The 14330-nt window shown below is 69.2% G+C and carries 12 protein-coding genes; 3 read left to right on the top strand and 9 right to left on the bottom strand.

What is annotated here, in order from left to right; all coding sequences use genetic code 11:
- Positions 1-67: 67 nt before the first annotated feature.
- Genes kduI through AOM45_RS03865 form a run of 3 tightly spaced genes read left to right on the top strand, consistent with a single transcriptional unit; the run spans position 68 to position 2351 of the window.
- The gene (gene kduI / locus AOM45_RS03875) at positions 68-895 is read left to right on the top strand and encodes a 5-dehydro-4-deoxy-D-glucuronate isomerase (protein ID WP_030472587.1); all 828 of its coding nucleotides are present in this window, start codon (positions 68-70) and stop codon (positions 893-895) included.
- Positions 892-1617 (top strand): SDR family oxidoreductase, encoded by a 726-nt coding sequence (locus tag AOM45_RS03870; protein ID WP_030472586.1) that lies wholly within the window; start codon positions 892-894, stop codon positions 1615-1617. The genes kduI and AOM45_RS03870 overlap by 4 nt, the downstream gene beginning before the upstream one ends.
- Positions 1614-2351, top strand: coding sequence for an IclR family transcriptional regulator (locus AOM45_RS03865; protein WP_030472585.1), 738 nt, complete (start codon positions 1614-1616; stop codon positions 2349-2351). The genes AOM45_RS03870 and AOM45_RS03865 overlap by 4 nt, the downstream gene beginning before the upstream one ends.
- Here the strand turns inward: AOM45_RS03865 and AOM45_RS03860 are convergent.
- The 9 genes from AOM45_RS03860 to AOM45_RS03815 form a co-directional block, all read right to left on the bottom strand.
- A complete protein-coding gene (locus tag AOM45_RS03860; RefSeq protein ID WP_030472584.1) occupies positions 2348-3544 on the bottom strand; it encodes a DNA polymerase III subunit delta' in 1197 nt (398 codons plus the stop codon). The two genes, AOM45_RS03865 and AOM45_RS03860, sit on opposite strands and share 4 nt — an antisense overlap.
- Positions 3545-3567: 23 nt before the next feature.
- On the bottom strand, positions 3568-5601 hold the full coding sequence (locus AOM45_RS03855; RefSeq protein WP_035913302.1) for a bifunctional MFS transporter/dTMP kinase: 2034 nt from the start codon (positions 5599-5601) through the stop codon (positions 3568-3570).
- A gap of 73 nt (positions 5602-5674) precedes the next feature.
- The gene (locus AOM45_RS03850) at positions 5675-6079 is read right to left on the bottom strand and encodes a hypothetical protein (protein ID WP_156094334.1); all 405 of its coding nucleotides are present in this window, start codon (positions 6077-6079) and stop codon (positions 5675-5677) included.
- 17 nt (positions 6080-6096) lie between these two features.
- Positions 6097-8856 (bottom strand): type I DNA topoisomerase, encoded by a 2760-nt coding sequence (gene topA, locus AOM45_RS03845; protein WP_081902675.1) that lies wholly within the window; start codon positions 8854-8856, stop codon positions 6097-6099.
- A 129-nt stretch (positions 8857-8985) separates the two neighbouring features.
- Positions 8986-9558 (bottom strand): hypothetical protein, encoded by a 573-nt coding sequence (locus AOM45_RS03835; protein ID WP_112262590.1) that lies wholly within the window; start codon positions 9556-9558, stop codon positions 8986-8988.
- A gap of 187 nt (positions 9559-9745) precedes the next feature.
- On the bottom strand, positions 9746-10339 hold the full coding sequence (locus tag AOM45_RS03830) for a hypothetical protein (RefSeq protein WP_156094333.1): 594 nt from the start codon (positions 10337-10339) through the stop codon (positions 9746-9748).
- Between the two features lie 272 nt (positions 10340-10611).
- Positions 10612-11181, bottom strand: coding sequence for a hypothetical protein (locus tag AOM45_RS03825; protein WP_030472578.1), 570 nt, complete (start codon positions 11179-11181; stop codon positions 10612-10614).
- A 29-nt stretch (positions 11182-11210) separates the two neighbouring features.
- A complete protein-coding gene (locus tag AOM45_RS03820) occupies positions 11211-11783 on the bottom strand; it encodes a hypothetical protein (RefSeq protein WP_030472577.1) in 573 nt (190 codons plus the stop codon).
- A 64-nt stretch (positions 11784-11847) separates the two neighbouring features.
- Positions 11848-14160, bottom strand: a complete 2313-nt coding sequence (locus AOM45_RS03815; protein ID WP_030472576.1) for a sodium-translocating pyrophosphatase — start codon at positions 14158-14160, stop codon at positions 11848-11850.
- Positions 14161-14330 lie beyond the last annotated feature (170 nt).

Below are 14330 nucleotides of genomic sequence, written 5' to 3'. Positions count from 1 at the left end.
AACGTAGTTCCATGTTGGTCGGCGCACATCGTGTCACTCCGCCGCCCCGATCGGAAGGCATCCTCAGATGCAAATCAGGCACTCGACCCATCCGGCTCAGTTGCCGGACCTCGACACGGACGGGTTGCGGCGGCACTACCTCGTGGACGACCTGTTCGTACCGGGCGAGATCCGGACCGTCTACACCCACGAAGACCGCATCGTGCTCGGCGGAGCGTCCCCGTCACCAGGTCAGCCGCTCAAGCTCGAGAGCGCTCCCCCGCTGCGATCAGCGCATTTCTGCGAACGGCGTGAGCTCGCCGTGCTCGCCCTCCGAAATTCCGGAACGGTTACCGTGGACGGAACCGAGTACGAACTCGGTACGCGCGACTGCCTGTACGTCGGCCAGGGCGCCGTCGACGTCGAGTTCCACGCCGCCGGCGAGGACACCCGCTTCTACCTCTTCTCCACGCCCTCGCACGCCTCGTTCCCCACCGCCGTGGCCCGTTTCGACGAGGTCGACGTGCTGAAGCTGGGCGACCAGAGCACCGCGAACGTCCGCGAGATCCGCAAGTTCGTGCACGCCGACGGCATCCGCTCGTCGCAGTTGGTCCTCGGCGTCACCTCGCTCGCTCCCGGCAGCGTCTGGAACACCATGCCGCCGCACACCCACGACCGCCGCACCGAGTGCTACCTCTACTTCGACCTGCCAGAGGAGCACCGCGTGATCCACCTCTGCGGCGAACCGCAGAACACCCGGAACATCGTGGTGCGCAACGAGGAAGCCGTGATCTCGCCGTCGTGGTCCGTCCACAGTGGAGCCGGAACGCACTCGTACACGTTCGTCTGGGCCATGGGCGGCGAGAACCAGGCCTACGACGACATGGACCCGGTCGCCGTGACGGAGCTGCGGTGAACTTCTCCCTCGACGGCAAAACGGCGGTGGTGACCGGCGCCCGCACCGGCATCGGCCGCGCCATCGCCCGCGGGCTGCACGAGGCCGGAGCGTCGTTGATCCTGGTGGGCCGCGGCGACCTGTCCGACGTGGCACCGGCCGTGGCGACGGTGTCGGTGGACCTGGCGGACCCGGCGTCGATCGAACCCGCGCTGGCACCGGTCCTGGCGGAGCACCGGGTGGACGTCCTGGTCAACAACGCCGGCACCATCCACCGCGGCGCGGCCGTCGACGTCTCGCTGGCGGACTGGCAACGGGTCATGGCGGTCAACCTCGACTCGGCGTTCGAGATCTCCAAGCTCTGCGGCCGTCAGATGGTGGCGCGGGGCAGCGGCAAGGTCGTGAACATCGCGTCGCTGCTGTCGTTCCAGGGCGGAATCCTGGTCTCGGCCTACACGGCCTCGAAGCACGCGCTGGTCGGCATGACAAAGCTGCTCGCCAACGAGTGGGCCGCGGCGAACGTGCAGGTCAACGCCATCGCACCCGGTTACATCGAAACCAACAACACGGCCCCTCTCCGTGCCGACCCCGACCGCGAGCCGGCCATCCGCACCCGCATCCCGGCGGGCCGCTGGGGCACGCCGGAAGATCTCGTGGGCCCGGCGGTGTTCCTTTCGTCCACGGCGTCCGATTATGTGACCGGACACGTACTGGTGGTCGATGGAGGCTGGCTGGCGAGATGACCGATACCGCCGTCGAAAAAACGCTCGCCGTGCTGGAGGCCCTCGCCGACCACACGCGCATCACGGACATCGCGCGGGTCACGGGCCTGCCGAAGTCCACGGTCCACCGCCTCCTGCAGACGATGGTGGACCGGGGCTTCGCCACACCGACAGCGGACGGCTACCTGACCGGCCCGCGAGTGCTCGCCCTCGCGGGCAAGGTTCTCCGGCCCGTCGACACGGTGGAGCGCGCACGGCCCTTCCTGCGCTCGCTGCAGGAATCCACGGGGTGCACCGTGCACCTGGCCGTGCTGTACGGCGACGAACTGGTCTACGTCGACAAGATCGAGGCCAACAAGCCCTACCGGATGGCGTCCCGTCTGGGCATGTCTTTGCCGGCCCACGGGACCGCCATCGGCAAGGCGGTGCTGGCCTCGCTCACTCCCGCCGAACTGGACGCGTTCCTCGGGCGCACCGGACTGCAGGGACGGACACCGAAGACGATCACGTCCGGGCCGCGGCTCAAGGCGCAGCTGGCGCGGGTGCGGCGGTCGCGGTTCGCGTTGGACGACGAGGAGAACGAGGTCGGGGTGCGCTGCGTGGGCGCGGCCGTGCGTGACCACGCGGGGGTGGTGATCGGCGGGCTCTCGGCGTCGTCGCTCGCCATGGAGCACTCGTTGCCGGAGCTGATCGCGTTGGGGCCGCGGGTGCTGCGGGCAGCGGACGAGGTGTCAGCGGCGCTCGGCTGGCTCTAACCCCGGTGCAGCGTGGTCACCATCGCCTCGATCGCGATCCGCGGCTTCACGTTCACCTCGATCGCCTCACGACACGCCAGCACCGCCTCCAGCCGCCGCAGGATCGACTCCTGCGACCACTGCGCCGCCGCCGTCCGCGAGTCGCCGGCGCGGTCCGGGTGCATCAGCGCCGCCTCGGAGCCCGTCTTGGTCACCAGGGCGTCGCGGTAGAAGCCGGCCAGGTCGACCAGGGCCATGTCCAGCGAGTCGCGCTGGGTTCGGGTGGCGCGGGACTTCTGGCGCTTCTCCAGGTCCTTCAACGCACCCTTGGCGCCACGGGTCGCGGCCGCGGTGCCCTTGCCGGTGCCGCCCGCGCCCATCGCCGTTTCGAGGGCCTCGCGCTCTGCCTCGTTGCGGGCCTCGTTGGCCGTGGTGGCGTCCTCCTCCGCGGCCTTGATCAGCTCGTCGGCGCAGGTGAAGACGTCGGCGGGCTTGCGCAGCGCCAGGGGGATGCGCAGCACCGACTCCCGGCGGCCGCGGGCCTGTTCGTCCACGGCCAACCGGCGTGCGCGGCCCACGTGGCCGCCGCACACCGACGCCGCCCACTGCGCCATCTCGGGCGGAACTCCGTCCACCGACTCCAGGGCCGAGGCGATGGCGGCGGGGCGCGGTGAGCCCAGGGACACCAGGCGGCAGCGCGAGCGGATGGTCACCGACACGTCGTCGGGGTGGTCGGAGGGGGCGCACAGCAGGAAGACCGTGCGCTCCGGCGGTTCCTCGACGGCCTTCAGCAGGGCGTTGGCGGCGCCCTCGGTCAGGCGGTCGGCGTCCTCGATGATCACGACCTGCCACCGGCCCGACGTGGGGCGGCGGGCGGAGATCTGGACCAGTGCGCGCATCTCGGCGACCGAGATCGAGAGGCCCTCCGGCGTCACCACGCGCACGTCGGCGTGGGTGCCGTGCAGGGCGGTCCGGCAGCCGGTGCACACACCGCAGCCGGGGCGGTCGTCCGTCACCACGCACTGCAGAGCGCCGGCGAACGCGCGGGCCGTCGACGAACGGCCGGATCCGGGTGGGCCGGTGAACAGCCAGGCGTGGGTCATCACGCCGGGTGCCGGAGTGCCGCCCGCGACGATCGTGGCCGCGGCTTCCGCGGCCGCGGACAGGGTTGCCACCGCGTCCGGCTGGCCGACCACCTCGTCCCACACGCTCATGGGTGCAGTCTTCCAGCGGGCCGTCAGACGGCGGCTTCGGGGACCGCTCGCTTGCGGGTCGCGAGCAGCGGCACCACGGCCGAACGGACCCTCTCGGCCACGGCGTCCGCGTCGCCGTCGGCCTCGACCACGACGTAGCGGTCCGGATCGGCGGCGGCCATCTCGCTCAGCAGCCGCTGGACCCGCCAGTGGTGCTCCAGGCCGATCGCCTTGCCGTCGGCGACCGGGCGGTCCAGCAGGATCGTCAGATCGGGGCGCAGGCGTCCGGTGGCCCAGTCGACCAGGCCTTCGAGCTCCTGGTGCTCCAGCGAGCTCGTGGCCGTGAAGTGTGCGAGCGGTGAGTCGACGTAGCGCTCCATCACCACGACGGAACCCTCGTCCAGTGCGGGACGCACCTGCCGTTCGACGACATCGGCGCGTACGGCGGCGGCTACGAGTGCCTGCGCGCGCACGCCAGCCAGTTCGGCGGAGGACAGCATCGTGCGCAGCCGGCGTTCGTCGTGCTCGGGATCGGCGGCCAGCAGCACGTCGAGGCCCTCGGCGCGCAACGCGGCGGCCAGGCGGCGGGCCTGCACGGACGTGTCCTCGCGGGTGTCGCCCTCGACCGCGATCAGCAGGCCCTTGGTGTTGCGGCGGCCGCGGATCGCCGCGAACAGCGACGACAGCACCGGCTCTTCGCGGCGGTCGTCCATCTGCCGGTACGCGACCAGGCCCAGGACGATCGCGATCGCGGCGCCGCCGAGCATCACCGGGCGGGTCGCGTCGACCTCCATCGGGTGGCCGAAGACGCTGACCGTCCGCTTCTGCAGCAACGCGACCAGCAGCGGAGCACCGGCGGACGCACCGAACAGCACGATCTTGAGCAACGACTGGATCAACGCCACCGTGCGGCCGCGCATCTCGTCCTCGACCTGCGAACCGACGATCGTCAGGCCGGTCAGGAACGCCACGCCGGCGCACGTGCCGACCAGCGCCACCGTCAGCAGCGCGATCCACAGGTGCGGCGCGAGCGCGACCAGCACGAGCGTGATGCCGGCGCCCACGATCGTGACGCCGAACAGCCGGTTGTACGCGAGGCGCTGGGCCAGCCTGGGCGCGGTCGCCATGCCGATCGCGAGGCCGACGAACACGGCCACGAACAGCAGGCCGAACGTCGAGGCGCCGCCCAGCAGAGACTGCGCGTAGAGCTTCGCGGTCGCGATCACCACACCGGCCGCGGCGAACGCGCCGATCATGCCGATCACCAGGCCGCGGACCAGCGGCGTCGCGGCGGCGAACCGCAGGCCGTCGCGGAACATCGCGACGAAACCGGGCTTGTCCGCGTCCTTCTTGGGAGCCGACGCGATGCGGCCGGACAGCTCGGGCAGCCTGGTCGCGACCAGGACCGCCGAGGTGAAGTACAGCAGGCCGTTGATCATCACGGCGATCGTCGCGATGCGGAACTCGAGGTTCCCGCCCTGCAGGTTGAGGTAGCCGGGGATGCCCGAGACCAGGGAGTACAGGCCGAAACCGCTGATCGTGGAGATGCCGTAGGTCATCACCAGGCCGAGCTGGTTCGCCGACTCCACCTGGTCGGGGCGGCGCAGCAGGTTCGGGACCGCCGACTCCTTGGCCGGGATCCACAGCATCGCGCAGCAGCCGACCAGGAAGTTCGCCACGAACAGCCAGATCGGGGAACCGATGAGGGCGATCGAGATGAACAACGACCCGCGCAGGACGTCGCAGATCACCATCACCTTGCGGCGGTCGAACTTGTCCGCGAGCACGCCACCGATGGGCGCGAACAGGATGCCCGGCAGCAGCTGCGTGAGCACGACCAGGGACAATGCGAACGACTGCCACTGGTAGCTGTTCATCATCTCGGAGACCAGACCGGTCAGCGCGAGCAGTGACAACCAGTCACCAACGCTGCACAGGTAGGTGACGAGCCACAGCCTGCGGAACGGCCGGATGGCCAGCACCGAGCGCAGCCGGTGGACCGTGGACACGCTGGACTGGGCCTGCCCCGACTGGCCTGCCTCGGTCACTCCTGTGTCCGCGTCCTGAATCTTCGTCACCCCAAAATCGGCCCACTCCGTGCGATCAGCGTAACCGGATGAGGTGAGTCAGCACGCCGGACTCTCAGCACGACTAGCTGAAGATCGACGCAAGAATGTTGATCACGACCAGCACGAAGAACGCGAGCACCACCAGACAGCCGATGAACGCACCCACTCCGCCGGTCTGCCTGGCGGCCTGTTGTTGTTGCGCCACAGGGATTTGGTACGTCGGCGCGAACGGCTGGGGCTGCTGGTGGGGAGGTCGCTGGACCCGGCCGCGCGGGCGGCGCCGCTCCCGTTCCATCTGCGCGAAGATCGCCTGGCGCATCTCTTCGGTCGGCTCCGGCGGTGTCGGCACCGACACACGTGACGTGGAAGACGTCCATTGGGGAGCGATCCAGGTGTCGGCGGTCACCAGCCCCGCCAACGGGTCGGGGAACGGCCTGGGAGGCGGCGGGGCCTGAGTCCCGTCCGGACCGAACTCGTTCGTCGGCACCGCCACCTCCTACCAGCTCAGCTCTTCGACTTGGCCGGAGCCTTCTTCGCCGCCGCGGGCTTCTTGGCGGCCGGCTTCTTGGCCGGAGCCTTCTTCTTGACCGGTCCCTTGGCGCGCTTCTCGGCCAGCAGCTCGGCCGCGCGCTCGTCGGTGATCGTCTCGACGCTGTCCGACTTGCGCAGCGACGCGTTCGCCTCACCGTCGGTGACGTACGGGCCGAAGCGGCCCTCCTTGATCACCATCGGCTTGCCGGACACCGGGTCGTTGCCCAGCTCCCGCAACGGCGGCGCAGCGGCCGCCCTGCCACGCTTCTTCGGCTCGGAGTAGATCTTCAACGCCTCTTCGAGCGTGACCGTGAAGATCTGCCCCTCGTCGACCAGCGACCGCGAGTCCGTGCCCTTCTTCAGGTACGGGCCGTAACGGCCGTTCTGCGCGGTGATCTCGGCGCCTGTCTCCGGGTCCTTGCCGACCACGCGCGGCAGCGAGAGCAGCTTCAGCGCGTCGTCCAGCGTGACCGTGTCCAGCGACATCGACTTGAACAGCGAGCCGGTGCGCGGCTTCGGCGCCTTCGACTTCGGCGTGCCCTCCTCGAGCTCGGGCAGCACCTCGGTCACGTACGGGCCGAAGCGGCCCTCCTTGGCCACGATCTCGTTGCCGGAGACCGGGTCGGTGCCAAGCGACCGGCCTTCCTGCGGCGTCGAGAAGAGCTTCTCGGCGATCTCGTTCGTCAGCTCGTCCGGCGGCAGGTCGTCCGGCAGGTTCGCGCGCTGCGCGGCACCGTCGACCTCGCGCTCCAGGTACGGGCCGAAGCGGCCGACGCGCACCACGACCGTGCGGCCCTCGTCGTCGCTGAACAGCGGGATCGAGTTGACCTCGCGCGGGTCGATGTCCTCGACGCCCGTGCCGACGAGCTTCTTCAGGCCACCGGACCGGCCGATCGAGCCGTCCGGGCCGATGCTGCCGCCGAAGTAGAACCCGGACAGCCACGTCGTGCGGCCCTGACGACCTGCGGCGATGCCGTCCAGCTCGTCCTCCAGCGCCGCGGTGAAGTCGTAGTCGACCAGACGGCCGAAGTGGTTCTCCAGCAGCCCGACCACGGCGAACGCGACCCAGGACGGGACCAGCGCGGCGCCCTTCTTCCACACGTAGCCGCGGTCCTGGATGGTGCTGATGATCGACGAGTACGTGGAGGGACGGCCGATGCCGAGCTCCTCCATCGTCTTGATCAGCGACGGCTCGGTGAAGCGCGAGGGCGGCGAGGTGGTGTGGCCGTCCGCGGACAGCTCCGCGATCGTCAGGTCCTGGTCCTTGACCAGCTGCGGCAGGCGCGACTCGGCGTCGTCCGACTCGCCACCGGCCTCGGCGTCGATGCTCTCGACGTAGGCCTTGAGGAAGCCGGCGAACGTGATCGTGCGGCCCGACGCGGCGAACGTGACCTCCTGGCCAGTCGCGGCACGGCCCTGGATGCGGACGCTGGTCGTGTTGCCCCGCGCGTCGGCCATCTGGGACGCGATCGTGCGCTGCCAGATCATCTCGTAGAGCTTGAACTCGTCGGAGTCGAGCTCGGCGGCCACCTGACCCGGCGTGCGGAAGACCTCTCCGGCCGGCCTGATCGCCTCGTGCGCCTCCTGCGCGTTCTTGACCTTGCGCGTGTACTGGCGGGGCTTGTCCGCGACGTACTGCGCGCCGTAGAGGTCCGTCGCCTGCGTGCGGGCGGCGTTGATCGCGGTCTCCGACAGCGTCGTGCTGTCGGTACGCATGTAGGTGATGTAACCGTTCTCGTACAGCTTCTGCGCCGTGCGCATCGTGCGGTCGGCGGAGAACCGCAGCTTGCGGCCCGCCTCCTGCTGCAGCGTCGAGGTCATGAACGGCGCGTACGGCTTGCGCGAGTACGGCTTCTCCTCGACCGAGGAGACCTTGACCGGCGCGTTCTCCAGACCGGCCGCGATGGCGCGTGCCTGCGCCTCGTCCAGCACGACGACGTCGGCCTTGCCGGTCAGCTTGCCGTCCGACCCGAAGTCGCGGCCGGTGGCGAGACGCGTGCCGTCGACGGCCACGAGACGCGCGCCGAACTGACGCGGCGTGGCGTCCGCACCGGCGTCCATCTGCGCGGAGATGTCCCAGTAGCTCGCCGAGACGAACTTCATCCGCTCGCGTTCGCGCTCCACGACCAGACGCGTCGCCACGGACTGCACGCGGCCTGCCGAGAGCTTCGGCATGACCTTCTTCCACAGCACCGGGCTGACCTCGTAGCCGTAGAGGCGGTCGAGGATGCGGCGGGTCTCCTGGGCGTCGACCAGGTCCTGGTCGAGGTCGCGCGGGTTGGCGGCGGCGGCCTGGATCGCGGACTCGGTGATCTCGTGGAACACCATCCGGCGGACCGGGACCTTGGGCTTGAGCGTCTCCAGCAGGTGCCACGCGATGGCCTCGCCCTCGCGGTCACCGTCTGTCGCGAGGTAGAGCTCGTCGACGTCCTTCAACGCTTCCTTGAGCTCGGTGACCAGCGACTTCTTGTCGGCGGAGATCACGTAGAGCGGTTCGAAGTCGTGGTCGACGTCCACGCCGAGCCTGGCCCAGGCCTGGCCCTTGAACTTCGCGGGAACGTCGGCGGCACCGCGCGGCAGGTCCCGGATGTGTCCCCTGGAGGACTCCACGACGAAGTTGCTGCCGAGGTAGGACGCGATCTTGCGCGCCTTCGTGGGCGACTCGACGATCACCAACCGTCGGGTGCTACCCGCGCCTCCGCTGCTCTTTCTCGTCCGTGTCGATCCAGCCACTCGCCGTCCCGCTCTCTTCCAAACCCGGTTCCCAGGCCCGCCAGTGTTGCCCAGCGTCGGCCGAAAAGCACACCATCCGCGACGCCTGTACGACGAGACAGAGTGACACAACCTTGCCGGACGGCCCGCTCAGGCCGCCGGCCAGGTGCTGCACGCCACCCCGTGCGGAGGGCTTCCGACCAGCTCAGCGAGCCGTGCCAGCCGTCGTCGGCCGGTTACCCGCAACGCCGGAGCCCCTACCAGGGTGCACGGAAGTCCGGATGCGAGCAGGGCATTTTGCAACGGAAGGTGTGTCTGCGGTGCGTTGGGGTCCAAACCGAGCAGGTACGCCGACTCCATCCAGCTGCCCGCGGCCAGCGCCCAGACCCGCAGCACTGCGCCGTTCAGCTCGAAGTCGTCCGGCACCTTCTTGACGGATCCGTCCAGCCAGCGGGCGGCCAGAGGGGTGAGATCGGTGCGGAACGGAGTGCGGACGAACCGCGTGCCCTCCTCGTTGACGCACAGCTCGGACGTCACGCCGCGCTCGTCGCAGGCCTGCTTGAGCGGGCGGTGCCGCCACTCGTCGCGCAGCTCGACGTACACGCGGGCGGCCGTACCGCGCGCGAAGCTGACGGCCTGGCCCGGCCCGCAGAGGAAGCCGGCGAGGTCCGCTTTGGCCGGCGTGCGCGCCTCGGCCGAGAAGAAGGACAGCTGCCCCACCACGGCCCACAGGGTAGAACAGACGTTCGACTGTGACCAGTGGTGCGCCTGTGACCACGCCGGTCGAGCTACTACGAGCTCGACCGCGCACGAGGGCATCGCCTGCTCACGCAAGGCGCTTCGCCGGGAGTCGAACCGGACCACCGAACGGGGTGCACGTCCCGGCGAGCGGTCCGGCCGCACTCCGCCGTCAGGGCGTGGGCTGCGCGTGCGGTGAGAGCTCCATGTCCTTGCAGTTGGGGGCCTTCTGAGCAGGCGCGGCGAGACCCGCCGCGTCGAACTTGTTCCGCACGTCGGCGCTCGTCTTCTCCAGCGCAGCACCCTTGCTGATCATCTCGGTGAACGCGGCGATGATCTGCGTCGCGTCGGTGGAGGCGTCCAGCTTCGACTTGGTGTCGGTGAGCACGGTCTTGATCGTGCCCATGCCTTCCTCCGCGTTGGTGACCAGCTCCCTCGACTTCGGGTGCGGGCCGTCCTCGAGCACCTTGAGGTCTGCGGTCGACTTGTCGATCACGGCGACCTTGGTGCCAAGCCAGTCCGAGAGGCCCGTCTTGATCCTCGACGGGTCGTTCACGTCGATGGCGGGCTGGTCCGCCAAGGCTTTGACAGAGCTGTTGATGGCACCGCAGACGTTGTCGATCCACGTCACGACGGCGGCGTCGTTCGCGACGGGGGCGGCTGACACCGGCGACACGGGCGTCGCCGGCGTCGTGGAAGGACTTCCGCTGGTGCACGCTGTGAGCGTGAGCAGGCTCGCCAGAAGGGCGTTCACTGTGCGACACATGGCCCGGAAGTTACTCCGAACAGTCTAATCCGGCTCGTTGACGCGGCGTTGAGCCGCGTCTTCTCACGCTTTCTGCGCGGCCTCGGTGGCCTTCTGCAGCTCGGGGCCCCGGCCGCATCGCTGGACGAAGTGACCCGAGGGTGAAGGCCTTCGCCATCTCATCGACGGCGTCCTCGCTCCAGGCCGACGTGCTCGAGGCCCTCTGCGGACCTGTCGGACCGGATCGCCCAAGTGCACGTCCGGGCGATCCGGTTCCGGGTCGTTCCAGTGGATCAGGTGGTCGGTGCGCTCGACGTCGAGGTCTCCAGCGCCTTGCAGTTGGCAGCCTTCTTCGAGGCGTCCGCGAGACCCGTCTCGTCCATCTTCTTCTGCACGTCGGCGCCCGCCTTCTCCAGCTCGCCCGCCTTGGCGATCATGTCGGTGAAGGCGGAGACGACCTGGGTGGAGTCGGTCGCCGAGTCGAGCTTCGCCTTGGTGTCGGCGAGCAGGGTCTTGATCTGACCCATGCCCTGCTCGGCAGCGGTGACCAGCTCCTTGGACTTCGGGTGCGGGCCGTTCTCCAGCCCTTTGAGGTCCGCGATCGACTTGTCGACGGCGCTGACCTTGGTGCCGAGCCACTCCGACAGACCGGTCTTGAGCTTCGTCGGGTCGCTCATGTCGATGTTGGGCTCGTCCGACATGGCCGTGACGGTGCCGCCGACGGCACCGCAGACCTTGTCCATCCAGGCCACGACGTCGGCCTCATTGGCCGTGGGCGACGTCGAGGTGGAAGAACCTCCGCTGCTGCACGCGGTGACCACGAGCAGACAGCTCGTCATGAGCGCGATGACTGTGCGACGCATGGGGCGGAAGCTACTCCGGACGGCCTCGCTCAGCTCGTTGGCGTGACGTTGAGCCGCTGCATCTCCTGGCACTTCGGCGCCGTCTGGGTGGCCTTCTGCAGCTCGGGGACGGCCTTGATGTCCCGCAGCGGGTCAGCCAGCTCCGAGAGCTTGGCGATGGCCTCCCCGGCGGCCTGGATGCCTCCGGTGGCGTTGTTCGCGTCGGCCTGCTCGATCTTGGTCTTGGCGTCGGTGAAGACCGTGCCCAGCGAGGTGAACGCCTCGGCCATCTTGTTGACGGCCTCCTCACCACCCGCGACGGGCGACGGACCGACGTTCTTGAGGCCGTCCGCGGACTTGGTGAAGGCGTCGGCGAGCTGGCCCATGTAGGCGGCCATGTCGGCCTTGAGCTTGGCGGAGTCGCCGGAGTCGAGCTTCGGGGCGCTCTTCTCGATCTTGGCGAACTCGGACGCGGCGCCGCACACCTTGTCCATGTAGGCGACGGCCTCGGGGCTGGCCGCGCCACTGGTGGGCGTCGATGAAGTGCCGGAGTTGCCGCCGTTGGTGCACCCGGTCAGCGCCAGGGCGGCAACAGCGGCAGTGGCGACGAGGCTGCGCCTCATGTCCTAACTCCTCGGTCGGGGTACGTCGGGGGAATACCCGAACGTACCCCGACCGGGCGTGGAACTACGCGGCGCCGTTGCTCACGGTCTCCGCGGGAGCGTCCGCGATCGCGGTACCGCGACGCTTGGACACGACGATCGCACCGACGATGATCAGTGCCGCGGCCACGGCGATCGCGATGCGGATCGGGTCGGACGCCTTGTCACCGATGGAGAAGGTGACGATGGCGGGCGCGATCAGCACCGAGACCAGGTTCATGACCTTGATCAGCGGGTTGATGGCGGGGCCGGCGGTGTCCTTGAACGGGTCGCCGACGGTGTCGCCGATGACCGTCGCGGCGTGGGCGTCGGAGCCCTTGCCGCCGTGGTTGCCGTCCTCGACCAGCTTCTTCGCGTTGTCCCAGGCACCACCGGAGTTGGCCAGGAAGACCGCCATGAGCGTGCCGGTCGCGATCGCGCCGGCGAGGTAACCCGCCAGCGGGCCGACGCCGAGGCCGAAGCCGACGGCGATCGGGGCGAGCACCGCCATCAGACCCGGAGTCGCGAGCTCGCGCAGCGAGTCCTTGGTGCAGATGTCGACGACCTTGCCGTACTCCGGCTTCACCGAGTAGTCCATGATGCCGGGGTTGTCGCGGAACTGGCGGCGCACCTCGAACACGATGGCACCGGCGGCGCGCGTCACGGCGTTGACCGCGAGACCCGAGAACATGAAGACGACGGCCGCACCGATCGCGACGCCGACGAGCACGTTCGGGCTGAACACCAGGTTGCTGAACGACACGGGCAGGTCGCCCGCGACGTTGCCGACCTTGACCAGTGCCTGCGTGATCGCGTCCTGGTAGGAGCCGAACAGCGCCGTCGCGGCGAGCACGGCCGTCGCGATCGCGATGCCCTTGGTGATGGCCTTGGTGGTGTTGCCGACCGCGTCGAGCTCGGTGAGGATCTGTGCGCCCTCGCCGTGCACGTCACCGGACATCTCGGCGATGCCCTGTGCGTTGTCGGAGACCGGGCCGAAGGTGTCCATCGCGACGATGACGCCGACGGTGGTGAGCAGACCACAACCGGCCAGCGCGATCGCGAACAGCGCGACGACGACCGAACCGGAGAGCAGGAACGCGCCGTACACGGCCGCACCGATGACGAGCGCGGTGTAGACGGCCGACTCGAAACCGACCGAGATGCCGGACAGGATCACCGTGGCGGCACCGGTCAGCGAGGTCTGGCCGACCTCCTTGACCGGCTTGTGCTCGGTGCCGGTGTAGTAGCCGGTCAGCCACAGGATGACGCCAGCCAGCACGATGCCGATGATCACGGCGACGGACGCGATCAGCGCCGGGTTGCCGCTGGTGGCCTTGATCGAGTCGCTGATGCCGTTGAGGTCCGCGAAGGAGCTCGGCAGGAACGCGAACGCCGCGACGGTGCACAGCACCGCGGAGATGACCGCGGAGATGTAGAAGGAGCGGTTGATGGCGGTCAGACCGCTCTCGCCCGCCTTCGCGGAGGTCGTGTAGACGCCGATGACGGCGGTCAGCACGCCGATCGCGGGGACGATCAGCGGGAACAGCAGGCCCTGCGCACCGAACGCGGCGGTGCCGAGGATCAGCGACGCGACCAGGGTCACGGCGTAGGACTCGAAGAGGTCCGCGGCCATGCCGGCGCAGTCACCGACGTTGTCGCCGACGTTGTCCGCGATCGTGGCGGCGTTGCGGGGGTCGTCCTCGGGGATGTTCTGCTCGACCTTGCCGACCAGGTCGGCGCCGACGTCGGCGGCCTTGGTGAAGATGCCGCCACCGACACGCATGAACATCGCGAGCAGCGCGGCGCCGAAACCGAAGCCCTCCAGGACCTTCGGGGCCTGACCCGCGTACACGAGCACGACGAGCGCCGCACCGAAGAGACCGAGGCCGACCGTGGTCATGCCGACCACGCCACCGGTGCGGAACGCGACGCGCATCGCCTTTTCGCGACCGCCTTCACCTTCGTTCGCGGCGGCGGCGACACGCACGTTGGCGCGCGTGGACAACCACATGCCCAGGTAGCCGATGGTCGCCGAGAACGCGGCACCGACGATGAAGAACAACGACCTGCCGATTCGTTCGGAAAGGTCATCTGCCGGAAGCGCGAACAGCAGCACGAACACGATCACGACAAAAATGCCGAGCGTGCGGAACTGCCGGTTGAGGTAGGCCGCTGCGCCCTCCTGAACCGCCTTGGCGATGTCCTGCATCTTCGGGGTGCCCTGGCCGGCGGCCAGCACCTCCCTGAGCAGCACGTACCCGACGGCGAGAGCAGCCAGGGCGACCACGGCGACCACGGCTACGACGCCGCGATCACCTCCGGAGAGCTCGAGGCTCTCCGCGAGGAATTGCCGGGACATCCGTCCTCCTGGTGAGTTGCCATGTGCAGCGCCAAGGCAGACCAGCCGCCCTCGCGCGACGTGACGCATCCCTCATTGGATGCGATGAGCGGGGAGTCTAGGGGGTTGTTGCAACGAGGCAACGAACTGTCCCGATCCGTGCACACACCGTTATCCGCGCAGGAAGTGGA

This window comes from Lentzea aerocolonigenes, assembly GCF_000974445.1.
In the GTDB taxonomy this organism is placed as follows: domain Bacteria; phylum Actinomycetota; class Actinomycetes; order Mycobacteriales; family Pseudonocardiaceae; genus Lentzea; species Lentzea aerocolonigenes.
This window is presented reverse-complemented; position numbering and strand designations above follow the sequence as displayed.

Bases quoted from the DNA above. Each gene is read 5' to 3' on its own strand.
- AOM45_RS03830 (WP_156094333.1), bottom strand. From the start codon at position 10,339: ATGTGTCGCACAGTGAACGCCCTTCTGGCGAGCCTGCTCACGCTCACA.
- AOM45_RS03860 (WP_030472584.1), bottom strand. From the start codon at position 3,544: ATGAGCGTGTGGGACGAGGTGGTCGGCCAGCCGGACGCGGTGGCAACC.
- AOM45_RS03820 (WP_030472577.1), bottom strand. From the start codon at position 11,783: ATGAGGCGCAGCCTCGTCGCCACTGCCGCTGTTGCCGCCCTGGCGCTG.
- kduI (WP_030472587.1), top strand. From the start codon at position 68: ATGCAAATCAGGCACTCGACCCATCCGGCTCAGTTGCCGGACCTCGAC.
- AOM45_RS03865 (WP_030472585.1), top strand. From the start codon at position 1,614: ATGACCGATACCGCCGTCGAAAAAACGCTCGCCGTGCTGGAGGCCCTC.
- AOM45_RS03825 (WP_030472578.1), bottom strand. From the start codon at position 11,181: ATGCGTCGCACAGTCATCGCGCTCATGACGAGCTGTCTGCTCGTGGTC.
- AOM45_RS03815 (WP_030472576.1), bottom strand. From the start codon at position 14,160: ATGTCCCGGCAATTCCTCGCGGAGAGCCTCGAGCTCTCCGGAGGTGAT.